The organism is Mycobacterium sp. 852002-50816_SCH5313054-b, assembly GCF_001667185.1.
Lineage (GTDB): Bacteria > Actinomycetota > Actinomycetes > Mycobacteriales > Mycobacteriaceae > Mycobacterium.
Genome location: NZ_LZIC01000102.1, coordinates 28,433 through 52,073, shown reverse-complemented (window position 1 = coordinate 52,073; position 23,641 = coordinate 28,433). Strand labels below are relative to the sequence as shown.

Annotated in this window: 21 protein-coding genes and 1 tRNA gene; 8 read left to right on the top strand and 14 right to left on the bottom strand. The window is 67.8% G+C overall.

The window, feature by feature from the left end; translation table 11 throughout:
* Positions 1-118 precede the first annotated feature (118 nt).
* The 4 genes from A5787_RS19665 to A5787_RS19650 form a co-directional block, all read right to left on the bottom strand.
* Positions 119-3,049, bottom strand: coding sequence for an RND family transporter (locus A5787_RS19665; protein WP_066970004.1), 2,931 nt, complete (start codon positions 3,047-3,049; stop codon positions 119-121).
* Positions 3,046-3,588 (bottom strand): MmpS family transport accessory protein, encoded by a 543-nt coding sequence (locus tag A5787_RS19660; protein ID WP_066970002.1) that lies wholly within the window; start codon positions 3,586-3,588, stop codon positions 3,046-3,048. Before A5787_RS19660 ends, A5787_RS19665 begins: the two co-directional genes overlap by 4 nt.
* Positions 3,589-3,770: 182 nt before the next feature.
* Entirely contained in the window at positions 3,771-4,457 is a 687-nt protein-coding gene (locus A5787_RS19655) for a TetR family transcriptional regulator (RefSeq protein WP_156764040.1), read from the bottom strand.
* Between the two features lie 429 nt (positions 4,458-4,886).
* Positions 4,887-5,522: a TetR/AcrR family transcriptional regulator gene (locus tag A5787_RS19650; protein WP_066970000.1), complete on the bottom strand. Its 636-nt coding sequence runs from the start codon at positions 5,520-5,522 to the stop codon at positions 4,887-4,889.
* Positions 5,523-6,033: 511 nt separating this feature from the next.
* Here A5787_RS19650 and A5787_RS19645 point away from each other — a divergent pair.
* The 3 genes from A5787_RS19645 to A5787_RS28320 all read left to right on the top strand — a co-directional run bounded on the left by A5787_RS19645 (position 6,034) and on the right by A5787_RS28320 (position 7,859).
* Positions 6,034-7,035 carry an SDR family NAD(P)-dependent oxidoreductase gene (locus A5787_RS19645; RefSeq protein ID WP_066969999.1) on the top strand — a complete coding sequence of 334 codons (1,002 nt, stop codon included), beginning with the start codon at positions 6,034-6,036 and terminating at the stop codon, positions 7,033-7,035.
* A gap of 291 nt (positions 7,036-7,326) precedes the next feature.
* Positions 7,327-7,695: an alcohol dehydrogenase catalytic domain-containing protein gene (locus A5787_RS28805; protein WP_082977329.1), complete on the top strand. Its 369-nt coding sequence runs from the start codon at positions 7,327-7,329 to the stop codon at positions 7,693-7,695.
* Positions 7,692-7,859, top strand: coding sequence for an MmpS family transport accessory protein (locus A5787_RS28320; protein WP_231994074.1), 168 nt, complete (start codon positions 7,692-7,694; stop codon positions 7,857-7,859). Before A5787_RS28805 ends, A5787_RS28320 begins: the two co-directional genes overlap by 4 nt.
* A 178-nt stretch (positions 7,860-8,037) precedes the next feature.
* Here A5787_RS28320 and A5787_RS19635 read toward each other — a convergent pair whose 3' ends face one another.
* The gene (locus tag A5787_RS19635; protein WP_231994078.1) at positions 8,038-10,452 is read right to left on the bottom strand and encodes a PE family protein; all 2,415 of its coding nucleotides are present in this window, start codon (positions 10,450-10,452) and stop codon (positions 8,038-8,040) included.
* A gap of 120 nt (positions 10,453-10,572) precedes the next feature.
* On the opposite strand from A5787_RS19635, the gene A5787_RS27435 reads away from it, so the two are divergent.
* Positions 10,573-10,869 (top strand): hypothetical protein, encoded by a 297-nt coding sequence (locus A5787_RS27435; protein ID WP_156764035.1) that lies wholly within the window; start codon positions 10,573-10,575, stop codon positions 10,867-10,869.
* 59 nt (positions 10,870-10,928) lie between these two features.
* Here the strand turns inward: A5787_RS27435 and A5787_RS19630 are convergent.
* From A5787_RS19630 to A5787_RS19610, 5 genes are all read right to left on the bottom strand, one after another.
* A tRNA-Ile gene (locus A5787_RS19630) sits at positions 10,929-11,002 on the bottom strand.
* A gap of 35 nt (positions 11,003-11,037) precedes the next feature.
* On the bottom strand, positions 11,038-11,550 hold the full coding sequence (locus A5787_RS19625; protein ID WP_231994073.1) for a nitroreductase family deazaflavin-dependent oxidoreductase: 513 nt from the start codon (positions 11,548-11,550) through the stop codon (positions 11,038-11,040).
* A gap of 29 nt (positions 11,551-11,579) precedes the next feature.
* A complete protein-coding gene (locus A5787_RS19620) occupies positions 11,580-12,407 on the bottom strand; it encodes a carboxymuconolactone decarboxylase family protein (protein ID WP_066969991.1) in 828 nt (275 codons plus the stop codon).
* Between the two features lie 40 nt (positions 12,408-12,447).
* Positions 12,448-13,821: a TldD/PmbA family protein gene (locus A5787_RS19615; RefSeq protein ID WP_066969990.1), complete on the bottom strand. Its 1,374-nt coding sequence runs from the start codon at positions 13,819-13,821 to the stop codon at positions 12,448-12,450.
* Positions 13,818-15,335 (bottom strand): TldD/PmbA family protein, encoded by a 1,518-nt coding sequence (locus tag A5787_RS19610; protein WP_066969989.1) that lies wholly within the window; start codon positions 15,333-15,335, stop codon positions 13,818-13,820. Before A5787_RS19610 ends, A5787_RS19615 begins: the two co-directional genes overlap by 4 nt.
* Before the next feature lie 59 nt (positions 15,336-15,394).
* On the opposite strand from A5787_RS19610, the gene A5787_RS19605 reads away from it, so the two are divergent.
* From A5787_RS19605 to A5787_RS19595, 3 genes are read left to right on the top strand one after another with little or no spacing between them, the layout of a single operon-like run.
* Positions 15,395-16,279, top strand: a complete 885-nt coding sequence (locus A5787_RS19605; protein WP_066969988.1) for a carbohydrate ABC transporter permease — start codon at positions 15,395-15,397, stop codon at positions 16,277-16,279.
* Entirely contained in the window at positions 16,266-17,090 is an 825-nt protein-coding gene (locus A5787_RS19600; protein WP_066969987.1) for a carbohydrate ABC transporter permease, read from the top strand. Before A5787_RS19605 ends, A5787_RS19600 begins: the two co-directional genes overlap by 14 nt.
* Positions 17,087-18,427 carry a sugar ABC transporter substrate-binding protein gene (locus A5787_RS19595; protein ID WP_066969986.1) on the top strand — a complete coding sequence of 447 codons (1,341 nt, stop codon included), beginning with the start codon at positions 17,087-17,089 and terminating at the stop codon, positions 18,425-18,427. Before A5787_RS19600 ends, A5787_RS19595 begins: the two co-directional genes overlap by 4 nt.
* Positions 18,428-18,582: 155 nt before the next feature.
* Here A5787_RS19595 and A5787_RS19590 read toward each other — a convergent pair whose 3' ends face one another.
* From A5787_RS19590 to ddaH, 4 genes are read right to left on the bottom strand one after another with little or no spacing between them, the layout of a single operon-like run.
* Positions 18,583-19,461 (bottom strand): universal stress protein, encoded by an 879-nt coding sequence (locus A5787_RS19590; protein WP_066969983.1) that lies wholly within the window; start codon positions 19,459-19,461, stop codon positions 18,583-18,585.
* Positions 19,458-20,894, bottom strand: coding sequence for an amino acid permease (locus A5787_RS19585; protein WP_066969975.1), 1,437 nt, complete (start codon positions 20,892-20,894; stop codon positions 19,458-19,460). Before A5787_RS19585 ends, A5787_RS19590 begins: the two co-directional genes overlap by 4 nt.
* 30 nt (positions 20,895-20,924) lie before the next feature.
* On the bottom strand, positions 20,925-22,148 hold the full coding sequence (gene rocD / locus A5787_RS19580) for an ornithine--oxo-acid transaminase (RefSeq protein WP_066969974.1): 1,224 nt from the start codon (positions 22,146-22,148) through the stop codon (positions 20,925-20,927).
* Positions 22,145-22,990 (bottom strand): dimethylargininase, encoded by an 846-nt coding sequence (ddaH, locus tag A5787_RS19575; RefSeq protein WP_066969973.1) that lies wholly within the window; start codon positions 22,988-22,990, stop codon positions 22,145-22,147. The genes rocD and ddaH overlap by 4 nt, the downstream gene beginning before the upstream one ends.
* A 112-nt stretch (positions 22,991-23,102) precedes the next feature.
* On the opposite strand from ddaH, the gene A5787_RS19570 reads away from it, so the two are divergent.
* Complete coding sequence (locus A5787_RS19570; RefSeq protein WP_066969972.1) at positions 23,103-23,549, top strand: Lrp/AsnC family transcriptional regulator; 447 nt, start codon at positions 23,103-23,105, stop codon at positions 23,547-23,549.
* Positions 23,550-23,641: the final 92 nt, after the last annotated feature.

The window sequence follows — 23,641 nt, the reverse complement described above, 5'->3', positions numbered from 1 at the left end:
TCACCGTGCCTCCGCTGAACTAGCCGAGATGGCCGCTGAACTACCCCGGGTCTTGTTCCGATACAACTGATCGGGACAGATCAAGTCGCTAATCTCGACACTCGCGCGCCACGTAAGATCAGCGCGGCTGAACCACTCCGCCCGCCGGGCGCTCCTCGACGTCCTTGAGGAGCAAATCGCGCACGGCGGGACGCGGTCCGTACGGTCGCAGCATGGTGCTCGCAGGCCGTGGACGCACGTGCTGCGGCCACCAGAACCAGCGGCCGAGCAACGTGGCCAGCGACGGCGTCATGAACGACCGCACGATCAAGGTGTCGAACAAGAGACCGAGCGCGATCGTCGTACCCACCTGGGCCATCACCAGCAACGGGCTGAACATGAACGTGGCCATGGTCGCGGCGAACACCAGACCGGCGGAGGTCACCACCGAGCCCGAACCGGCCATCGCGCGGATCGTCCCGGTTTTGAGCCCGGCGTGGATTTCCTCCTTGAACCGCGATATCAACAGCAGGTTGTAGTCCGAGCCGACCGCCAGCAGCAGGATGATCGCCATCGCCAGCACCATCCAGTGCAACTTCATGCCCAAGATGTACTGCCATAGGAGCACGGAGAGTCCGAATGAGGCGCCTAGTGACAGCAAAACCGTACCGACGATCACAAAGGCCGCCACAGCGCTTCGAGTGATCACCAGCATGATGATGAAAATCAGTGTGGCTGCGGCAATTCCGGCGATCATCAGGTCGATGTTGGAGCCGTCGTGCATGTCCTTGTACGTCGCGGCGGTACCGCCGAGGTAGACCTTGGCGCCCTCCCAGGGCGTGCCCTTCATCGCCTCGTGCACGGCCTGCTTGATCGGTTCGATGTGGCTGATGCCTTCAGGAGTCGCCGGGTCGCCTTCATGGGAGATGATCAACCGGACGGCGTGCCCATCCGGCGAGATGAACTGTTTGAGACCCCGTGCGAAATCCGGGCTCTTGAACGCCTCCGGCGGAAGGTAGAACGTGTCGTCATTTTTTGCTTTATCGAAGGCATCGCCTTGTGCGGTGGCGTTGTCGGACTGCGCTCTCGTCTGTTCGTTAAGACCCATCGTGGTCGCATAGTTCGACATGATGGTGTCGAGGTTGTGCTGCTGACTCTCGATCTGCGGCGGTATCAACGCCACCAGCTTCGGCTGGATCCGATCCAACTTGTCCAGATTCGCGCTGAGCTCCACGATGTTCTGAGCCACCTGGTCGATGCCGTCGAGCGCGTTGAAGACCGACCGTAGCGCCCAGCAGACCGGAATGTCATAGCAGTGCCTCTCCCAGTAGAAGAAGCTGCGGATCGGCCGGAAGAAGTCGTCGAAGTTGGCGATGTCGTCGCGCAATGCCTCGGTGATCTTCACGGTTTCTTTTGTGAGCCTGGTGGTTTCGTGCGTCGTGTTACTGAGGTCCTGGGTCACCTGCATCTGCTCATGCAGCGTTGCCATCGTCTTGCGCAGCTCGTCCGCCTGCTTGAGCAGGTTCTGCGCCTGTTCGTCTTGATAGTGCTGGGTCTGGATCCGCCCTGCGGCTTGTGCACTCATCTGAAAACCGAGGGTGCTGTGGTCGAGCGGCGTGCCCAACGGTCGCGTGATGGTCTGCACCCGGCCGATGCCGGGGATGTGGAACACCGCCTTGGCGACCTTGTCCAGGATCAGGAAGTCGGCCGGGTTGCGCAGGTCGTGATCGGTCTCGATCATCAACAGCTCAGGATTGAGCCGAGCCTGGTCGAAGTGCCGGTCCGCGGCGGCATAACCGACATTGGCCGGGGTGTCCGCCGGCAGGAAGTGGCGGTTGTCGTAGTCCGTCTTGTAACCGGGCAGGGCGAGCAGACCAACCAACGCGACCCCGATGGTCACCGCGAGAACCGGTGCGGGCCAGCGGACGACCGCGGTGCCGATGCGACGCCAGCCCCGGGTCGCCAGCTTGCGCTTCGGATCCATGAGCTTGAAGAACGACGCCACGGTCAGCACCGCAGGCCCCAGGGTCAACGCCGCGATCACCGCTACCAACATGCCAATGGCGCACGGTGCGCCCAATGACTGGAAATACGGCAATCGGCAGAAGCTCAGGCAGTACATCGCGCCGGCGATAGTCAGGCCCGACCCGAGCACGACATGCGCGGTGCTATGGAACATGGTGTAGAAGGCTTCTTCGCGAGTCTCCCCCAGACCGCGGGCCTCGTGGTAGCGGCCGACCACAAAAATCGCGTAGTCCGTTCCGGCAGCGATCGCCATCAACACCAACAAATTGTTGGCGAACGTGGAGAGTCCGATGATCTCGTAGTTGGCGAGCGTCGCGACGACGCCTCGAGCCGCGGCCAGCTCGACGAACACCATCGCCAGCATGATCAGCATGGTCGTGACCGAGCGGTAGACGAACAGCAGCATCACCACGATCACCAAGAAAGTGATAAGTGTGACGACCGCGACGCCCTTCTCGCCCGCATGGGACTGATCGGCGAACAGCGGACCCGCGCCGGTGACGTACGCCTTGATCCCCGGCGGCGCTGGCACCGAGTCCACGATCTTGCGGAGGGCCAGGGCAGACTCGCTCGCCTGCCCGCCGCCCATGTTGCCGGCGAGGTAAACCTGGACGTACGCGGCCTTTTGATCGTGGCTCTGGGAACCCGCCGCGGTCAGCGGGTCACTCCAAAAATCTTGAACGTGCTGAACGTGTTTCGTGTCTTGCTCGACGCGTCTGACGATCTCGTCGTAGTAGCGGTGCGCCTCCTCCCCGAGCGGCTTGTCCCCCTCCAGCAAGATCATGGCCGAGTTGTCGGAGTTGAACTCTTTGAACGTCGACCCGACCTTCATCATCGACTGAAAGGATGCCGCGTCAGTCGGACTCATCGACACCGAGTGTTTTTTGGAGACGGCCTCCAGCTGCGGCGAGACGGTGTTGGTGACGAAGACAATGCCCAACCACACCAGGACGATCGGTAGGGCAAGCCGATGGATCATCCGCGGCAGGAACGGCGGGATCAGCGGCTGATCGACGCGCGGCGGAGCCTCGCTTCGCTCGCTCATGCGGACTTGTCCAGGCAGTAGACGAAGGGGTTCACGTTTTCGTTGGAATCTGAGCGATTCGGCGCCTTGATGACGTCACCGCGGCCGTCGTGGTTATTCACGACGAATCGACAGGCGATCCAACTGCCGTCTCCTTGCGCCACCATGTTTGCCGGGATGCCGGGCTTCGTTGAACTCAATACTTTGCTCCAGGGCAAGGGCACGTTCAGTGCCTGCTGCGGATGGGTGTTTTCGTCGAGGTAGTTGATGGTTGCCGTGCTGCCCGGTGAGCCCCAGACCTCGAGCGTGATCGTCTTGGCGTTGAATTGGTCGAGGACCTCGCCCGAGGTGCCGCCACCGAATGAACCGCTGTGAACGCCGAAGACGCCGTGCAATCGGTATACGACGAACCCCGACACCGCGACGACCGCTGCGATCGTAAGCACCAACCAGAAACGCCCCAAAAACCCCTTTTTCCCAGCGCGCTGCGGGGCGACCTTATTGCCCTCGCTGCCGGCGGAGCCCTGCGTCTGTAGCGGTTCAGTCCTTGGCTCAGTCACCGCAGTCCCCCTTCGGCTGCCTTCCTTGACCCGGGCGTCGCTGCGGCGCTTGGTATCCGGCGGCACGCTGGTCGCGGTGGGGGGTTGCGCGGTCGGTTCCGGACCCGGACGTTCGGAGAGCTCGGGACCGTCTTCACCGGTTGCAGTTCGCCAAGCCAAGCGATCCGGCCTCCTATCTGAGTTCATGAGGATTCCGCGATGAGGCCGACGCACGTGGCCGTCAACAGGCGGGTAAGCGCGGATGCGAAGTCCAGATTCCATTCGGGCGGAACCACTTCCGGCTCTTCGGCGTACACAACGGTCAGATGCGCCGGCGGGTTCGCGACCTGCCACAGCGTGGCCGCGAGCGAGTACGCCGCCAACAGGATGTCGAGTGAGCCCGATCGCCCGAGTTCGGGCAGCGCGCTCCCGATCGAATCGGCCAGCGAGAGTGTGGCCGCGGTACTGATCCGCCTGACCTCGATGACCCGCTCAGCGTTCACCTCGTGTTCCAGGTGCAGGTGCAGGTTGGCAAGCAGGTCGCAGAACAACGGGTCCTCGGCCAGGGCTTCAGCCAATGTCTCGGCGATGCGCGAGGGCGACTTCGCGCCGGGCTCGGCCAGCTTCTCCGACACGACGTTGGACCACCGCACCCAGCCCTCGGCGGACAGATGCAGCAGGACTTCCTTGTACGAGGTGAAGTAGCGGCGTACGGCCGAATAGTGAATTCCGGCGCGGTTGGCGACCGCGGTCAGGGTGACCGACGCGACGCCCGTTTCCATTGCCAGCGAGCGTGCGGCTTCCACCAAGGCCTCCGCACGTTGGCGCTTCTCTTCCTCGGTACGAGCGCGCTGGAATGTTAGTTGCGCCACCGGCCGAGCATAACGCACGTTGTGTGATTTGTATAACGCACAGCGCGTGGTTTGTGGGCGGCACAGAAGGTCGCGCTGTCTGCGGTTATCGGTGGACGTCGGGGCCTTGACCGTTGAACACATCAGACGGCTTGGACGAGATCAAGCGCAGGGATGCCGTGGCTCTCGGCGGCTCGAAGACCGGGTGACTGCATCCATCGCCGAAGCCATACGAAGTGCCTTGCGGGGTCTGGGCACAATCCCGGGCACGGTGATGCCCGGCGATAAAAGCGCAAGTTCGACAGCAAGGTTTAACGAGGTCCGCATCAAACGCGGGATGGTTCATCGATCCGTATCGACGTGCACAGCGTTCGCGCCGGCAACCGCAGACGTTCGCGGTAACCCATTCCTTTGTGGCGCCTAGGAGTCACCGCGGCAGCCGACGAACGAGAGGCAACGTTGCCTGGCTTACCGACGGGCCGGCGCGCGTCGGGGCCTGAGCTCCTCGATGCGATCGAGGACCTCATCGAGTGCCGTTTCGAGAGGAGCGGTGTCGCGGCGAACCTGCGCGAGCAGCATGCCGCCTTCGACCGCGGCCAACAGCGCAGTCGCCAGGCGGTCGGGGTTGGCCTTGCGGCGCAGATCGCCCCGGTCGCACATGGCCTGTAGGCCCTCGCGGATCGCCGCTTCCCACTGGTCGAATCCACCGGCGAGGTCAGCTCGACACTGCGGGAAGGGCTCGGCCAGCTCACCGGCCAGCGACCCGACCGGGCAGCCGCCCTCACAGTTCCGCTGGCCGAGCGTGTCAACGAGGAAGTCTCGCCAGGCGCGCAACCCCTCCATGCTGTCCAGCCCGCCGAGCGTTGCCAGGAGTGCGTGGATGCGGTGCGCGATGACAGCCCTGATCAGTGAATCCTTGTCCCCGAAGTAGTGATATACCTGCGAAACGCCAACGCCCGCCGCCTTCTGGACGTCCCCGAGACTGGTGCCGGCAACACCGTGGTCGTACATCAGTTGCGCTGCTGTCGCAACGATCCGCTCCCGCGTGGCCCGTCCCTTGGGGGTGAGCCGTCGCGGCTCGGTGACCGATTCGTTTGCTGCCATCACACTTTCGCCAGGTCTGGCGAGGTCCGTCGCTGCGGGCCCCGCTGCCCTGATCCCCCTTCCGATTCGTCTCATGCTGTCCGTCGTTCTCCTGCGTGGTGCTCGCGGCGCGCGAAACCCGACCGGAGCCTTACCCGGCGCCCTGCGCAGACCTGCTCGTGGCAACCCTGAAGTCAGGTTAACTCCAACGTGACACAATTGTGAAGCACATACTACAGAACGCGATGTAATAACCGCTGCCGCTGCCGCTGCTACGGCGTGGCGTTGCTTCGCCGCGGTGCGTCTAGTCCTTCTGAGCGATCGTCGAAATGCCCTTCGCTACAGCACGTTAAACTCTAGCAACAGACATCTAAGTCGGATGATCTAGCGGTTGACAATAAGGTGTTCAGCATGATTATGTAGTGCAGGATACAAAATAGAGGTACGATGATGAAGCTTCCCCTACAAAGATGACGAAGCCGCCTGACCATCTCATGCCGGCGCGAAGTCTTTATCGAAAGGAAATGACAGCATGGCTGCGACATCTTCCAAGGCGGTTCTGATCACTGGTGCCAACGTTGGGCTCGGTAAGGAGGTGGCGCGCCAACTCGCTCTTGCCGGCGATTTCGACGGGATCTATCTGGCGTGTCGCAACACGGACAGCGGCCGGTCCGCGGCCGCCGATCTGGAGCGCCTCACGGGCAGGTCCATCTTCACGGTTCTTCGAATGGACCTGACCGATTTGGACTCGGTGAGGTCAGCGCTGAGCACGTTGGATGGCGAACTGCATTCGGTCGTCATGAACGCCGGCGGCACCGGCGGCCCAACACCGCTGGCGCTCACCGCTGATGGCGTCACGCATGTCTTCGGTTCCAACGTACTGGGTCACGTTGTACTGCTCGAGAATCTCCTCGCTGCTGGGGCGTTGACCAACACCGCGGTCCTGGTGGGTAGCGAAGCCGCGCGTGGTGTTCCCTCGATGGGGATGCCGCGGCCCACGTTCACGAGCCACTCGGTGGAGGAGTTCGCCAGCGTCATCGACGGTTCGTTCTTCGAACAGCGGAAGTTCAACACGTTCCTCGCTTACGGGCAGGTGAAATACCTTGGTGCGTTGTGGATGTCGGCACTGGCGCGAATGCATCCCGGCCTGCGGCTGCTCACCGTGAGCCCGGGCAACACCGCGGGAACGGACGCCTTGCGCGACATGGGCCCGCTCACTCGGGCCGTGATGAATCATCTTCTGCTGCCCTACGTTCTTCCCGCGCTGGGGCGCGGACACCGGTTGGAGACGGGCGCCCAGCGGCTGGTCGATGGAGTGACCGACGAACAGTTGCGCAGCGGGGTGTTCTACGCCAGCCGATCGGGCGCCGTCACCGGGCCCCTCGTGGATCAGTCGGAGATCGTCGGTGACTTCAAGGACGCCGCAATACAACAGCATGCCTACGAAGCCATCCATCGCTTCCTGAAGAAGCCACGCTCACAGCAACCACCGCCTCCCCGCAGCATCGCGGCGGATGGCGTCGAGTCCCGGTAACGGCCAGGACCCGCGGCGCTGATTGATCGTAGATCCACGGCAATCCGACGTCTTCCTACCTGTGGCCCGGCGAGTGCCGAAAGGCGTCGGGCAACGGCATCCCACGACTCGATCGCCGGCCAGCGAGCACGCGGAGCCACGGTGGTCGTGGGTGGCCGCCTCGCCAGCTGAAGCCCCGACCCTTCCAGCACGAGGAGAAAATGCTATGAAGGCCATCGGTTTTCACGAGTACGGCGGCGTCGACGTCTTGCGCTACGAAGAGGCCCCGACGCCGCGGCCCGACCCCGGGAAGTGCTCGTTGCCGTCGCGGCGACGGCGTTCAACCCGTTCGACAGGTCGTTACGGGCAGGAGCGATGGACGAGATCTTGCCCGTGCGCTTCCCTCACACGTTGGGCCTCGACCTGGCCGGAACAGTCGTCGACCACGGCCCCGGCGTCGAAGATCCGGCCATCGGGACCGAGGTCATCGGATTCCTTCCCATGACCGGTCCCGGGGCCGGCGCCGAATACGTCACCGCGTCGGCCTCAACGTCGCGGCGCAGGCGATCCACCCTCCCCCGGCTCTGCCTCGTCGGACGCCCATGTGGTCGTGGTCGGCTCAGCTGTGGGTGGGCATCGGCTGAAAACCGCGTCACCCGCAATCGAAAGGCGCAGGGGTGAAGAGGTTTTCGATCGGTAGCGTGATCAGGCGACGATGGACGGTGATCGTGGCGGTGCTCGTCGTGGCGGTCGCGGGCTTCGGCGTGTACCGGCTGCACGGCATCTTCGGCTCCAATGACGTGGTGTCGTGGCCGCGCGCCGACTCCATCGAGAACAGCAAGTAAAACCCCAAGCAGGTCCTGTTCGAGGTTCTCGGCAGTCCGGGGGCGGTGGCGACCATATCGGTGGTGAGCCGCGATTTGCTGAGCACTACGACACGCCGGTCCTGAACTCACGGCCCGACCCGGACGATCGGCCCAAACTGCCCGCGGGCATCTCGACCTCGGTGACCGGCGCCACCGGCTACGTCAACCCGTCATTCCCTGGGACCAACCCGTCGCCGCCGGTGCCGGGATTACCCGGCGCGACACTAATGCCAAGCCCCGCATTGCCGCCGTCACCACCGACGCCAGTCAGCGCGGTGCCGCCGTCACCGCCGTTACCACCGGTGGTCGCGCCGGTGCCGCCGCTCCCGCCATCACCGCCGTTACCGATCAGCCCACTCTTGCCGCCGTTAGCGCCGTTGCCACCGATGTTGCCGTTGCCTTGCCCGCCAGCGCCGCCGCCACCGCCGGTACCGAAGACCGTGCCAGCGTCGCCACCGGCCCCGCCGGACCCGCCGGACCCGCCGCTCCCGCCGGCGCCGCCGTCTCCGCCGACACCGAAAAGCATCGCGGCTGCGCCGGTCCCGCCGCTCCCGCCGGTGGTACCGCCGAAGCCGCCTGAGCCGCCGTCCCCGCCGGCACCGCCAAGCGAGCCGCCGGCGCCACCGGCCCCGCCGTTCCCGCCGATGGTTCCGCCCGAACCTCCTGAGCCGCCGCCGCCGCCGGCGCCGAAGTACGTCGTGGCCCCGCCCGACCCGCCGGACCCGCCGGCGCCGTTGTTGCCCATCCCGCCGGACCCGCCGGACCCGCCGGCATCGAACAGCGCAGCGCCGCCGGCGCCGCCGTTCCCGCCGGTGACCGAGCCCACCCCGCCGGAGCCTCCGGCGCCGCCGTTGAACATCCCAGCACCGCCGGACCCGCCGGACCCGCCGCTACCACCCGAGCCGAGCCCACCGACGCCACCGGTGCCGCCAGTACCAAACAACCCACCGGCGCCGCCGTTCCCGCCGATCCCGCCGCTGGTGGAGCCCCGTCCGCCGGTTCCGCCGGCGCCGCCGGTGCCGAACAGCCCAGCGGCCCCGCCGTCGCCGCCATTTTGGCCGACCCCGCTCGAGATCGCTCCCGACCCGCCGGCCCCGCCGCTGCCGATCAGCCACCCAGCGTTCCCGCCGTTTGCCCCGGTCCCCGGGGCCCCGGGGACGCCGTTGCCGACCAGCGGGCGCCCTGTGAGCATCTGGACGGGCCCGGCCGGCGCCCCAGGCCCTGGTTGCAGCCCGCCCGCATACGAGCCGGGGATCAGCCCGGTGCCGGCGGCGCCGCCTGTGCCCGCCCCCGAACCCCCAAGCCCAAGCCCGGGGTTGCCGCCATTACCACCGACGCCAATCGTCGCGGTGCCGCCGGTACCGCCGTTACCGCCGGTACCACCGCCGGAGAACCCGCCGGCGCCGCCTTCACCGCCGTTGCCGATCAGCCCACTCTTGCCGCCGGCACCGCCGATCCCGCCGGCGAGCGCGCCGTTCATGCCGGCGCCGCCGGCCCCTCCGGTACCAAAGATCATGCCGGCGTTGCCGCCGGACCCGCCGGCACCGCCAGTGCCAGCGGTGGCCAGCCCGCCGGAACCGCCGGCCCCGCCGGCACCGAAGAACGCGGCGGCACCGCCGGGCCCACCGTTCCCGCCGGTAGTCGGGCCGAACCCGCCGGAGCCGCCGTGCCCGCCGGCACCGCCAAGCAGGCCGCCGGCACCGCCGGCCCCGCCGTCCCCGCCGTGGCTGGTGAGGTTCGACTCCCCCCCAGCGCCGCCGGCACCGCCGTCCCCGAAGAACATGGCGGCACCGCCGGCCCCGCCGGTCCCGCCCGTGCCGCCGAGCCCGGCGACCCCACCGGCGCCGCCGGCGCCACCGCTTGCGAACAGCCCGACGCCGCCGGCCCCGCCGATTCCGCCGGTGGTGCTGCCTTGGCCGCCGGCCCCGCCGGCCCCGCCGGCATTGAACAGCCCGGCGCCGCCGACCCCGCCGGCCCCGCCGGTCCCGCCGGTGCCCTGTCCGCCGGCGCCACCGGCGCCACCGGCACCGAATAGCCCGCCGGCGCCGCCCGTGCCGCCGCCGCCGCCGTTGGTGGCGCCGCTGCCGCCGGCGCCGCCCGCGCCGCCCGTGCCGATCAGCCCGGCGGCCCCACCGTTGCCCCCGTTGTGGCCGGCACCGGCCGCGGCGTTCGCTCCTGACCCGCCGGCACCGCCGTTACCGATCAGCCAGCCACCGTTCCCTCCGTTTGCCCCGCTCCCGGGCGCCGCGTTGACGCCGTTGCCGATCAGCGGGCGCCCTGTGAGCATCTGGATGGGATCGACCGCCGCCGCAGACGCCGGGTCGAGCGCGCCAGCCAGGACGTGCTGGACATTCGCGGCCTCGGCGCTGGCATAAGCGAACGCACCCGAAGTGAGGCTTTGCACAAACTGGCTATGAAACGCCGCGGCCGCCTTGCTCACCGCCTGATATTCCGCCCCGTAGCCGGAGAACAAGGATGCGATAGCGAACGACACGTCATCAGCACCGGCCGCCAACATCCCCGTCATGGGCGCTGCTGCCGCCGCGCTGGCCGAGCTGACCGTCGAGCCGATATTCGCCAAGTCTGCTGCCGCCGCCGTCACCATCTCCGGCACTGTGATCACGAACGACATTTGAATTCCACCTCTAGTGGCTAGCCGGTGACGTGCAACCGCTGCATCCCGCCTGACGAGGTGCAAGCCAAGGTTAGGCGCTCCCCGACGGATTTCTCGCGTTTCGGCCGACATTTCGCTCTGCTGTTCGACAGCCGTGCGAGGCGGGCGATTTCGCCGGCATCATCGGTGATCGGCAACACGTCGATTTCCCTATTTGTTGGCGTAGAAGGGCAGTTCATCTTCGGTGTAGGTACCGCGGATCGCCGGGGAGCCGCCGTTGATTACTTCCGTCACCCGTTGGCCCAACAGGCGCGCGAACACTATGGGGTGTCGGAATTAAATATGTTGTGGCGCAGCATAATTCAGATCGGGTGAGCGAAGGCATCCGGCAGCGATCCGACAGGACACAATTGCCTTCTACCAGCGAAAACCTGTGGGGCGGGCGGGGCTCGAACCCGCGACCAACGGATTATGAGTCCGCGGCTCTAACCAACTGAGCTACCGCCCCTTGCGCATTCCGACGTCGACCTTAGCCTCCGCCGCTCAGGCCGCTGCCGGCCGGAACCGAAAGATGCGGATCTCCCGCGGCGCGCACTGCTCTCGGTAATTCTCGTAGCCCGCGTAGGCGTCGACGGCCGCGGCCCACGCCCGCTCGCGCTCGTCACCGGTGAGCAACTCTGCACGGTACGGCCCGGGCGGACCTTTGAACTCGAGGGTGCACTCGGGATGCGCGATGAGGTTGGCGCTCCACGCAGGATGATTCTCCCGCCCGTAGTTGGATCCGATCGCGAGCAATCCTTCGCCGTCATCGATCAGCGCCAGCGGGTGGGTGCGCCGCTGCCCGGACTTGGCGCCGGCCGTCGTGACCAGACCTACCTTGTCGATCCCCATCGTGCCCAGCCGCCCATTGGTCCGGGGTATCAGAAACTTATCGATGGGCGGCCCCAGGCGCGATCCGAGGACGTAGCCGACGCGACTCATGGCGAAGCGCTCGAACAGCACCTCATTCCACCGCAACCGCCGGCCCCGTTGAGGGCTATACCGTCGTAACGACACGTCTCAATGGTAGGCAAGACATCGGCTGCTCAATCGAACACCGTCTGGCCGTCGGCGCCGAGCAGGTACCGCTCGGTGCCCTGCTCGACGCGCGGGGCGTCGGCGCCCAGCGACACGGCGACCTTGTTGCTGGCGTTGCGCATGACATCGAAGGTGAGCTCGACGGCCTCGGCCTCGGAAAACCCAGAGCGCACCTCGGCGACAACGTCGGCGACGAGGTGCGCAGGGGTCCAAATTAACCCATCGGTGTAGCGCAGCGCTGCTTTAGCGCGGCGGGTCAACCGACTTGAGTCCTCGTACCCCTCGATGTCGCCGTACAGCGACTCGGACCCACCGGCGTCCAGCGCGGTGCTTTCACGCAGCGATTTGCACAGCCGGCAGTTGTGCTGGGCGGCGCCGCGCAGCCGGACCAGCTCGGCGGTGACGGGGTCCAGCGCCCGCATCCGGGCCACGGCGGGCAAAAAGTCGTTGAACACCACGTCCGAGGGCTCGGTGGTGTGGTCCCAGGCGACCGGGCCGGTTACCCAGTCGAGGTGCTCGGAACCGACGCCGAGCGCCTCCAGCCCGGCCCGCACGCGCGGCACGAAATCGGCGATGTAGATCTGCATGACGACGTTAAAGGTGCTGTCGCCCAATGTCTTCCACAATTGCTTTCGCTGTTCGCCGGTGATCGCCGACACGTCGACGCTGAACTGCTCGGCGAACTCGGCGACGGCGGCCTCGGCCTCCGACGCGGGCTCGGCAACCTCGACAAACGATGGCAAAGGCGGCAGCGACAACGTCTGCGCGCACACGCGCCGGACCAAACCCGCAAGACGCCCGTCGCCCGGGGACAGGGCCACCAACTGGGTCAGCATTCCCCACACGCTAGGGCGCGCCCACCGGCAAGGCAATCGGCTATTGCGCCTGGCTCACCGACGACATATAGAAGTCCGGGATCCGCAGCGACGGCATGGCCGCGCGGGTGGCCCAGTCCCCCCACTCCCGCGGCAGCGTCTTCTCGCTCGCCCCGGCCTCGGTGGCCCGCCGCAACAGGTCCAGCGGGCTCTCGTTGAACCGGAAGTTGTTGACCGCCGCGGTCACCTCGCCGTCCTCGATGAGGTAGACGCCGTCGCGGGTCAACCCGGTGAGCAGCAGCGTGGTGGGGTCGACCTCGCGGATGTACCACAGCGTGGTCAGCAGCAGGCCGCGCTCGGTGCCCGCGATCATGTCGGCGAGCTCGGCCGACCCGCCGGTCATCACCAGGTTGTCGGCGGCGACCGCGACGTCGGCGCCAAATTTGTGGGCCGTGGCCCGCGGGTAGGCCAGCGCGTTGATCACACCGTTGCGGATCCAGTCCACCTGCGCGAGCTCCATGCCGTTGTCGAACACCGACACCGTCTCCGAGGAGTTGCTCACCGCGACGAACGGCGTGCACGCCAGCCCCGGCGCCATCGGATCGGAAAACATCGTCAGCGGCAAATCGGTGAGCCGCTCCCCCACCCGCGTCCCGCCGCCGGGCGCCGACAGCGCGGTGCGGCCCTCCTCCGCGCCGCGGCCCGCCATCGACCAGGCCAGGTAGATCATCATGTCGGCCACCGTCGACGGCGGCATGATCGTCTCGTAGCGACCCGCGGGCAGCGCGACGTTGCGCTTGGCCCAGCCGAGCCGCATCGACAACTGCTCGAGCAGCGAATCGGTCGGCACGTCAACGAAATCGGCGGTGCCAATGCCGGCCCAGGCGCTGGCGTCGCCGCGCTTGGCGTTGATCTCCACCGCGCCGGTGGGCTGAGTGAAGCGTCGCCGCAGCCCGGTCGACGACGCCAGGAACGTCGTCGAAACGCTGTGGTGCGCAAAGCCGTACAGCCGATCGGCGCCGCGGAAGCCCCGGCTCAGCGAGTCGGCGACGTCGGCGAACACCAGGGGCCCCGTGCCGGGCACCGGCGCCTTCCACTCGGCGGGTTCCCCGCTGCCGGAGAGCAGCGGCGCGGCGTCACCGGCCTCCGGCGCCGAGCGGGCCGCCTGCTGGGACGCGGCCACCAAACCGGGTATCACCCGCGGATCCACCTCGGCGGACACCACCGTCCCGATGTGGGCGCTATCCCCCTGGCGCACCACCGAAATCACGGTGATGCTGCGATTGACCGAAACCCCGTTGGTGGTCATCGAATTGCCCGCCCAGCGCAACGTCGCCTCGACCCTGTCGGTGACCAGCACCATGGTCTCGCTCGCGCCGCCGAGCTTGGCCGCCTCTTCCAGGACGAGGTTGACGACGTGCTGTGGGGTGATCATCGGCCGCCCTCGCTGACCGTGTTGAGCACGTTGACGCCGCGGAACAACGCCGAGGGGCAGCCGTGGCTGACCGGGGCGACCTGCCCGGGCTGGGCCTTGCCGCAGTTGAACGCCCCGCCCAGCCGCCAGGTCGACGGACCACCCACGGCCTCCATCGCATTCCAGAAATCGGTGGTGGTGGCCTGGTAGGCGACGTCGCGCAGCTGGCCGTCCAGCCGGCCGTCGCGGATGCGGAAGAACCGCTGGCCGGTGAACTGAAAGTTGTAGCGCTGCATGTCGATTGACCAGGATTTGTCGCCGACGATGTAGATGCCGTCCTCGACGCGGCCAATCAGCTCGCCGGTGCTGACGTCCTCGGGCCCGGGCTGCAGCGACACGTTGGCCATCCGCTGGATCGGCACGTGATGCGGCGAGTCGGCATACGAACACCCGTTGGAGCGTGCCCGCCCCAGCCGTGGTGCGAACACCCGGTCGAGCTGGTAGCCGACGAAGATCCCGTCGCGCACCAGATCCCAGCTCTGCGCGGCCACTCCCTCGTCGTCGTAACCGACGCTGGCCAAGCCGTGTTCGACGGTGCGGTCGGCGGTCACGTTCATCACCGGCGACCCGTAGCGCATGGTGCCGAGCCTGTCGGGGGTGGCGAACGACGTCCCGGCGTAAGCGGCCTCGTAGCCGATCGCGCGGTCGTATTCGGTTGCGTGCCCGATGGATTCGTGGATCGTCAGCCACAGGTTGGTGGGGTCGATCACCAGATCCGTGGGCCCGGCCACCACGCTGGGCGCCTTGACCTTCTCGGCCAGCAGCGCCGGCAGCTGCGCGAGCTCGTCGGTCCAGTTGAACACCTCGTCGCCGGCCAGCGCCTCCCAGCCCCGTCCCATCGGCGGGGCCAGCGTGCGCATCGAGTCGAAGCTGCCCGCGGCGGCGTCCACCGTCACCGCCTCCAGCGTCGGTAACACCCGCACCCGCTGCTGGGTGATCGACGACCCGAAGGTGTCGGCATAGAACGTTTGCTCCTTGACGGCGGTCAGGCCCGCCGACACGTGGTCGATGCCGTCGGCGCCCAGCAGGCGCCCCGAGTACTCCTCCAGCACCGCGATCTTGTCCGGCGCGGGGACCTCGAACGGGTCGATCCGGTAGTTCGACACCCAGGTGGCGTCGGCGTAGACGGGCTCGTCGGCGAGCTCGACGCGTTCGGTGTTGAGCATCGCCAGCGTGGTCGCCACGTGCACGGCGCGGCGCGCGGTCTCGGCCGCGACGGGCGGCGCCAGCTCCGCGTGCGAGGCGAATCCCCACGTGCCGTTGACGATCACCCGCACCGCCAGGCCGACCTCGCGGCTGACGACGGCGGTCTCCAGCTCGCCGTCGCGCAGCTGGATGATCTCGGTGCTGAGGCGGTGAAGCCGCAGGTCGGCGTAGCTGGCCCCGGCCGCCTTGGCCGCCGCCAACGCGGCTTCGGCGAGCTCGTGGCGGGGCAGGTCGATGAAGTCGGCATCGATCCCCCGGTTCGGTGTCACGGCTCCACGGTAACGACCGCTTCCCCCCGCACGCGGCGGCGCCCGCTTAAATTAGCTCCATGGCCAGCGCCGTGCGGAAAAAGCAGCCGCGATCCACCGCGCTGGGTTACGCCCTGTTGGCCCCCAGCCTGTTCGGTGTGCTCGCCTTTCTGCTGCTGCCCATCCTCGTCGTGATCTGGCTCAGCCTGTACCGCTGGGACTTGCTGGGCCCGCTGCACTACGTGGGCCTGGCCAACTGGCGCTCGGTGCTGGCCGACGGCGGCTTCGGCAACTCGCTCGTGGTCACCGCCGTCTTCGTGGCGATCGTCGTTCCCGCGCAGACGGTCCTGGGGCTGCTCGCCGCGTCGATGCTGGCCCGCAGCCTCCCCGGCACCGGCCTGTTCCGCACGGTGTACGTGCTGCCGTGGATCTGCGCCCCGCTGGCGATCGCGGTGCTGTGGCGCTGGATCCTGGCCCCCACCGACGGCGCCGTCAGCGCCGTGCTCGGGCACAGCATCGGGTGGCTCTCCGACCCCAGCTTCGCGCTGCCGCTGGTGTCGGCCGTCGTGGTGTGGACCAACGTCGGCTACGTCTCGCTGTCGTTCCTGGCCGGCCTGCTGGCCATCCCCGACGACATCCACGCGGCCGCACGTACCGATGGCGCCACCGCGTGGCAACGGTTCTGGCGCATCACCCTGCCCCTGCTGCGCCCGACGATGTTCTTCGTCCTGATGACCGGGATCGTCAGCACCGCACAGGTTTTCGACATGGTCTACGCCCTGACCGGCGGCGGTCCGGCCGGCCGTACCGACCTGGTGGCCCACCGCATCTACGCGGAGGCCTTCGGGTCGGCGGCCATCGGGCGGGCCTCGGTCATGGCGGTGGTGCTGTTCGTGATCCTGATCGGAGTCACCATCATGCAGCATCTGTACTTCCGGCGGCGGATCAGCTATGACCTCATCTAGCCGTCTCGCCAATTCGATCATCTATGCCGGGCTGGCGCTGGGCGCGCTGATCACGTTGGCGCCGTTCGCCCTTGGCCTGCTCACGTCGTTCACCTCGGCGCACCAGTTCGTCACCGGCACGCCGCTGCAGTGGCCGCGGCCACCCACGCTGGCCAACTACGCCGACCTGGGCGGCGCCGGGTTCGGCCGTGCGGCGGCGGTGACCGCGCTGATGACCGCGGTGATCCTGGTGGGTCAGCTCACCTTTTCGGTGCTGGCCGCATTCGCGTTCGCGCGCCTGCATTTTCCGGGGCGCGACGCGCTGTTCTGGGTCTACATCGCGACGCTGATGGTGCCGGCGACGGTCACGGTGGTGCCGATGTATCTGATGATGGCCCAGCTGGGTCTGCGCAACACGTTCTGGGCGTTGGTGTTGCCGTTCATGTTCGGCTCCCCATACGCGATCTTCTTGCTCCGCGAGCACTTTCGCCTCATCCCCAACGACCTGATCAACGCCGCGCGCCTGGACGGCGCCAACACCCTGGACGTGATCGTGCACGTCGTGATCCCGTCCAGCCGGCCGGTCCTGGCCGCCTTGGCGCTGATCACCGTGGTGTCGCAGTGGAACAACTTCATGTGGCCGCTGGTGATCACCAGCGGCCACAAGTGGCGGGTGCTCACCGTGGCGACCGCGGACCTGCAGTCGCGGTTCAACTCCCAGTGGACGCTGGTGATGGCGGCGACGACGCTCGCGATCGTTCCGCTGATCACGCTGTTCGTCGGGTTCCAGCGCCACATCGTCGCCTCGATCGTGGTCTCGGGGCTGAAGTGACCCGGCCTCGCTCGTCCACCCTGGTCGCCGGGGCGCTGGTGCTCGTCGCGGTGCTGTTGGCCGCCATGGCGGTGCTGCTGGACTACTCCGGCGAGCCGCACGGCGGCAAGATCGTCATCAAGGTGCGGCTGTGGGGCGACCAGATCGCCGCGGCCTACCAGCGCTCGTTCGAGGCCTTCAACCGCGCGCATCCCGACATCGAGGTGCGCCCCAACATCGTCGCGTATTCCACATATTTCGACACGCTGCGCACCGACGTCGCCGGCGGCAGCGTCGACGACATCTTCTGGGTGTCCAACGCATACCTCGCCGCCTATGCCGACAGCGGCCGGTTGCTGGACATCGGCAAGACGCTGGGCCCGGGTGCCGTCGCCGACTGGGATCCGGCGGTGGTGGACCAGTTCACCCGCCGCGGGGTGTTGTGGGGTGTGCCGCAGCTGACCGACGCCGGGATCGCGCTGTTCTACAACGCCGACCTGCTCGGGGCGGCCGGGATCGATCCCGCGCAGCTCAACGACCTGCGGTGGAGCCCTGGTGGCGAGGGCGACACGCTGCGTCCGATGCTGGCCCGGCTGACCGTCGACGCCGACGGAAACGCGGCGGGCACACCGCGTTTCGATCCCGGGCGGGTGCGCCAGTGGGGGTACAACGCGGCCAAAGACCCGCAGGGCATCTATCTGAACTACATCGGCTCGGCGGGCGGGGTGTTCCAGCGCGGCGACGAGTTCGCCTTCGACAACCCCGCCGCGGTGGCGGCCTTCCGCTATCTGGTCGGCCTGATCAACGCCAACCACGTCGCGCCGCCGGCCGCCGACACCAACGACAACGGCGACTTCTCCCGCAATCAGTTTCTGGCCGGCCGGATGGCGCTGTTCCAGTCCGGCACCTACAACCTCGAGCCGGTGGCGCGCGACGCCCGGTTCCGCTGGGGCGTGGCGATGATGCCGGCCGGACCCGTCGGCCGGGTGAGCGTCACCAATGGCATTGCCGCGGCCGGCAATTCGGCGACCAAGCACCCGGACGCGGTGCGCCAGGTGCTGGCCTGGATGGGTAGCCGCGAAGGCAACGAATACCTGGGCCGCAATGGCGCGGCCATCCCCGCGGTGCTGTCGGCCCAGCGAGTTTACTTCGACCACTGGGCCGCCGAGGGCATCGACGTCACCCCCTTCTTCGCCGTGCTGAACGGCCCCCGCATCCCCGCGCCCACCGGCGCCGGCTTCCCGGCGGGGTATACGGCGATGAAAAGCTATTTCGACGAAATGTTCCTGGGCCGCGGCGATGTCGGCGCGATCCTGAGGAAGGCGCAGGAGGTGGCGAACGCCGCTGCACGGCGCTGAAACATCGGCTAGTGGCCTGAGTCGTCGCTTCGGGTTCAGGCGGCTCGGGCGGCGTCGCCCAACGTGCACTCAGGGCGATATTTTCGGCGATTCTTCGCCACCAGTGCACGTTCGGCGCAGCGGGGACTGGCCAACGACAACCCCGCCGCCCGCCGCTAGCCGGGCAGCACCAGCACCGGCACCGGGCTCTCGCGAATGATCTTGGCGCTCCGCGAACCCAGGAACACATGGCGGATCTCGTCGCGCGGCCGGGTGCCCATCGCCAGGATCTCGCCGTCCCGCCAGTCGACCTTGCGCAGCGCGCCTTCCCAGTCGCGGCCGGTCACCACATCCAGCGCCACGTCGTCGCCGACCACCCCGTCGGTCTTCAAGCCCGCCAACAGGTCTCGCGCCTGCGACGCCCACGCCTCGAGGATCTGGTCCTCGGCGTCCAGCCCGACCTCGGGCGGGTACATCGTCTTGCCCCGCACGGCGAAGGTGATCACCCGCAGCGGCACCCCGAATCGCTGCGCGGCCTCGGAGCATCGGCGCACCACCTCGATCGAGTCCGGCGTGGCCGCGTAGGCGCAGGTGAGCCGCGTCAATCCGCCTGTGTGCTCACGGTATTCGCGCGGGCTGATGGCGACCGGCACGGGCGAGGCATGCAACAGCCAGTCGGCGGTGGTGCCGATCACCACCGGACCGGGCCCGCCGCTGGGCAACGAGCCCAGCACCACCACCTCCCCGCCGACTTCCTCGACGACCTCGATCAGTCCGCCCGACACCGATCGGTGCGCGCGATGAAGGTAGGCGACGTCGATGCCGTCGGACACGTCGCCGAGAAAACGCGCGGCCTCGTTCGCCGAGTCCGCGGCCAGGTTGTCCGCCCACTGCTCGAACTCGGCGTCCACGCGGGCGAACGACGGTGTCAGCCAGGGCTTGGGCACGATGGTCGCCACGACGAGCGACGCGCGCAGCGACCGCGCGGCGCGCACGCCCAGGTGCAGCCCCGACAGGCCGACCTCGCCGGCCCGGTACCCGACGACCACGCTCACGGCGTTTCCTGCGGGGCATTGAGCGCGCTGTGGTGGCGGCCCCAGGCGAAGTAGAAGATCAACGCCACGCAGATCCATGCGCCGAATGCGATCCAGGTATACCAGTGCAGGCTGAGCAGGATGTAGCCGCACGCGAGCACCGAAAGGGCCGGCGTGACAGGGTAACCCGGCACCTTGAACGCCCGAGGCAGGTCGGGTTCGCGCACGCGCAGGATGATGACTCCGAGGGAGACGACGATGAACGCCGTCAGGGTGCCGATGGACACCATGTCCGTCAGCTTGTCGAGCGGGACGAAGGCGGCCAGGCTCCCCGCGGCCACCGCGACGATCACCGTGTTGCTCACCGGGGTCATGGTGCGCACATTCACCGTGGCGAATCGCGACGGCAGCAGCCCGTCGCGGCCCATGGCGAACAGGATCCGCGTCATGCCGTACATGGTGACCAGCGTGACCGAGAAGATCGAGATGACGGCGCCGGCGGCCAGAATCGTGCTGGCCCAGCTGCCGTGGGTGACGTTGTCGAGGATCGTGGCCAGCCCCGCCTCTTGCTGCGCGGCGAAGTCCCGCCACGGCTGCGTGCCGAGCGCGGCCAGCGCGACGAGGACGTACACGGTGGTGACGGTGACCAGCGCCGCGAGGATGGCGCGCGGCATGGTCTTCTGCGGATCCTTGACCTCGTCGCCCGCCGTCGACACCGCGTCCAGGCCGATGTAGGAAAAGAAGATGGTGCCGGCGGCCGAGCCGATGCCGGCGACGCCGAACGGGGCGAAGTCCCTGAACCGTTCGGCGTCGAAGGCCGTGAACGCGAGGATGACGAACATGATCAGCACCCCGAGCTTGGTGAGCACCATGATGGTGTTGACCTTGGCCGACTCGCTGGCACCGCGGACCAGCAGCAGCGCGCACATCACGATCAGGACGATCGCCGGCAGGTTCACGATGCCCGGTTCCGAGTCCCAGGGCGCCGCCGACAGGACGTGCGGCAGCTGAAATCCGAACGCGTTGTGCAGCAGCTTGTTCAGGTATCCGCTCCAGGTGACCGAGACCGCGGCCGTCGACACCCCGTACTCCAGCAGCAGGCACGCGGCCACGCCCATCGCGACCACCTCCCCCAGCGTGGTGTACGCGTAGGAATAGGCAGACCCCGAAACCGGCACCGCCGCGGCCAGTTCGGCGTAGCAGATGGCCGCCAGCCCGGCGGCGATGCCGGCGATCAAGAACGAGACGATCACTCCGGGCCCGGCCTCGGGCACCGCCTGAGACATGACGAAGAAGATCCCGGTGCCGATCGTCGAGCCGACGCCGAACATGGTCAGCTGGAACGTGCCGATGCTGCGCTTGAGGTGATCGGCGGCCCCGCGCGCGGCCCGCGCGCCGACGACGGGACGACGCCGCAGCAGCTGCTCCGTCAGGCCGATCGAGCTGGATGGCACGTGCGCCCCCCTGTTGCTTGGATCAGCTGATTATGCGCATGCCTCCCGCAATGCCGCAGCGAACTGGTCAATCGCCCAGTCGATCTCCTGCTCGGTGACCACCAGCGGCGGTGCGAACCGCAGCGTCGACCCGTGGGTGTCCTTGACCAGCACGCCGCGGCGGGCCAACCGCAGGCTGATGTCCTTGCCGGTGCCCAGCGCCGGATCGACGTCGACCCCGGCCCACAGGCCGAGGCCGCGCACCGCCACCACGCCCTCGCCGATCAGGCCCCCCAGCCGGCGGTGCAGGTGCGCCCCCAATTCCGCCGACCGGGCCTGGAATTCGCCGCGCTCCAGCATGGCGACGACGGTAGTGCCGATCGCGGCCGCCAGCGGGTTGCCGCCGAAGGTGGAGCCGTGTTCGCCGGGATGCAGCACGCCCAGGATCTCGCGGTCCGCGACCACCGCCGACAGCGGGACCACGCCACCGCCCAGCGCCTTGCCGAGCAGGTAGACGTCCGGCACCACGCCCCACCGGTCGCAGGCGAACGTGTAGCCGGTGCGGGCCAGCCCCGACTGGATCTCGTCGGCGATCAGCAGCACGTTGTGCTCGCTGCACAGCGCGCGGACGGTGGGCAGGTAGTTGTCGGGCGGGACGACGATGCCGGCCTCGCCCTGGATCGGCTCCAGCAGCACCGCCACCGTGTTCTCGTCGATCGCCCGGGCCAGCGCCGCGGCATGGCCGAACGGCACCGCGCGGAAGCCGGGGGTGAAGGGCCCGAACCCGTCCCGCGCCGTCGGGTCCGACGAGAAGCTGACGATGCTGATCGTGCGGCCGTGAAAGTTGTTGTCGGCCACGATGATGTTCGCCCGGCCCGACGGCACCCCCTTGACGTCGGCGCCCCATTTGCGGGCCACCTTGAGGGCGCTCTCCACGGCCTCGGCGCCCGAGTTCATCGGCAGCACCATGTCTTTGCCGCACAACCCGGCGAGCGCCGCGCAGAACGGCCCGAGGTTGTCGGAATGGAACGCGCGGCTGACCAGCGTGAGGGTGTCGAGCTGCGCGTGGGCGGTCGCGGTGATCTCGGGGTGGCGATGGCCGAAGTTGACCGCCGAGTAGGCGGCCAGGCAATCCAGGTAGCGGCGGCCGTCGACGTCGGTGATCCACGCGCCCTCGGCGCTGGCCGCAACCACGGGGAGCGGCGAATAGTTGTGCGCCGCATGCCTTTCCACCAGTGCGATCACCGGGTCGGCTTCGGTGTCGAGGATCGTCATGGGAACACCTCCAGTGTGCAGCACTTGACAGAACCGCCGCCCTTGAGCAACTCGGACAGATCCACCCCCACCGGCTCGAACCTGGCCGCGCGCAGCTGCGTGGCGAAACCCGTTGCGGCCGAGGGCAGCACGACATGCAGGCCGTCGGACACGACGTTGAGCCCCAGCACGTACGCGTCGGCGCTGCCGACCGCGATCGCGTCGGGAAACATCGCACGCAGCCGATCCCGCGCCGACACGCTGAACGCCGGCGGGTAGAACGCGATCGTGCGGTCGTCGAGGACGGCCAGCGCGGTGTCGAGGTGATAGAAGCGCGGATCGACCAACTCCAGCGAGACGACGGGCATGCCCAGCGCCGCGGAGATTTCCGAGTGGGCGCGCCGGTCGGTGCGAAAGCCGTAGCCGGCCAACACGGTGTCGCCGACCAGCAGCAGATCGCCCTGCCCCTCGTTGACGTGACGGGTCGACAAGGGCCGGTAGCCCAGCGATGCCATCCATGCGGCGTAGGCCGCCGACTCGCCGGCCCGCTCGGCGAATCGGAACCGGGCGACGAGGGCGATGTCGCGCGCGATGAACCCGCCGTTGGCGGCGTAGACCATGTCGGGGAGCCCGGGCCGGGGCTCAATCACCTCCACGCGGTGACCGAGCCGCAAATAGGTCCGGCGCAACGCCTCCCACTGCGCCTGCGCGACGCGGGCGTCGACGGGCCTGTCGACGTCCATCCAGGGGTTGATCGCGTACTCGACGGCAAAATGCGTCGGCGGCGTCATCGCATACCGGCGCGCGCGGGCCCTGCGGACGGGCTGGGCGGGCGCGGGTGCCGCAACGAACGAATCCGTCATAGATCAACGGTATTTGTGCAGCTTGAAACAATCAAACGACGTTTCTTGCGTGTCTAGGGTCGATTTATTGCGCTAGGATCACTGTTACGGCGATTTGTTAAGGGGACGACGCATGGACCGCCTGGACGAGACCGATCAGCGCATCCTCGCCGAGCTGACCCAGAACGCGCGGGCCACCTTCGCGGAAATCGGCCAGACGGTGAACCTCTCGGCGCCCGCGGTCAAGCGCCGCGTCGACCGGATGCTCGACGACGGTGTGATCAAGGGCTTCACGACGGTCGTCGACCCCAATGCCCTTGGCTGGCAGACGGAGGCCTACGTGCAGGTGTTCTGCCACGGGACGATCGCGCCCGATCGGCTGCGGGCGGCGTGGGTGGACATGCCCGAGGTGGCCAGCGCGGCGACCGTCACCGGCACGTCGGATGCGATTCTGCATGTGCTGGCCCGCGATATGCGCCACCTGGAGGCGGCACTGGAACGCATCCGCTCGAGCGCCGATATCGAACGCAGCGAAAGCATCGTCGTCCTCTCGAACCTCATCGACCGGATGCGCACCTGAGGCGGTGTGGAGTCTCTCCAGACCATGCGGCGACTTTGAAATGCGGTATCACATGCGATACCGGATTCCAGGATCGGGCAACACCCAGCTGA

Coding starts and splice junctions, on each gene's coding strand:
- A5787_RS19615 (WP_066969990.1), bottom strand. CDS start 13,821: ATGATCACCCCACAGCACGTCGTCAACCTCGTCCTGGAAGAGGCGGCC.
- A5787_RS19600 (WP_066969987.1), top strand. CDS start 16,266: ATGACCTCATCTAGCCGTCTCGCCAATTCGATCATCTATGCCGGGCTG.
- A5787_RS19650 (WP_066970000.1), bottom strand. CDS start 5,522: ATGGCAGCAAACGAATCGGTCACCGAGCCGCGACGGCTCACCCCCAAG.
- A5787_RS19665 (WP_066970004.1), bottom strand. CDS start 3,049: ATGAGCGAGCGAAGCGAGGCTCCGCCGCGCGTCGATCAGCCGCTGATC.
- A5787_RS19605 (WP_066969988.1), top strand. CDS start 15,395: ATGGCCAGCGCCGTGCGGAAAAAGCAGCCGCGATCCACCGCGCTGGGT.
- rocD (WP_066969974.1), bottom strand. CDS start 22,148: ATGACGATCCTCGACACCGAAGCCGACCCGGTGATCGCACTGGTGGAA.
- A5787_RS19570 (WP_066969972.1), top strand. CDS start 23,103: ATGGACCGCCTGGACGAGACCGATCAGCGCATCCTCGCCGAGCTGACC.
- A5787_RS19645 (WP_066969999.1), top strand. CDS start 6,034: ATGGCTGCGACATCTTCCAAGGCGGTTCTGATCACTGGTGCCAACGTT.
- ddaH (WP_066969973.1), bottom strand. CDS start 22,990: ATGACGGATTCGTTCGTTGCGGCACCCGCGCCCGCCCAGCCCGTCCGC.
- A5787_RS19620 (WP_066969991.1), bottom strand. CDS start 12,407: ATGCTGACCCAGTTGGTGGCCCTGTCCCCGGGCGACGGGCGTCTTGCG.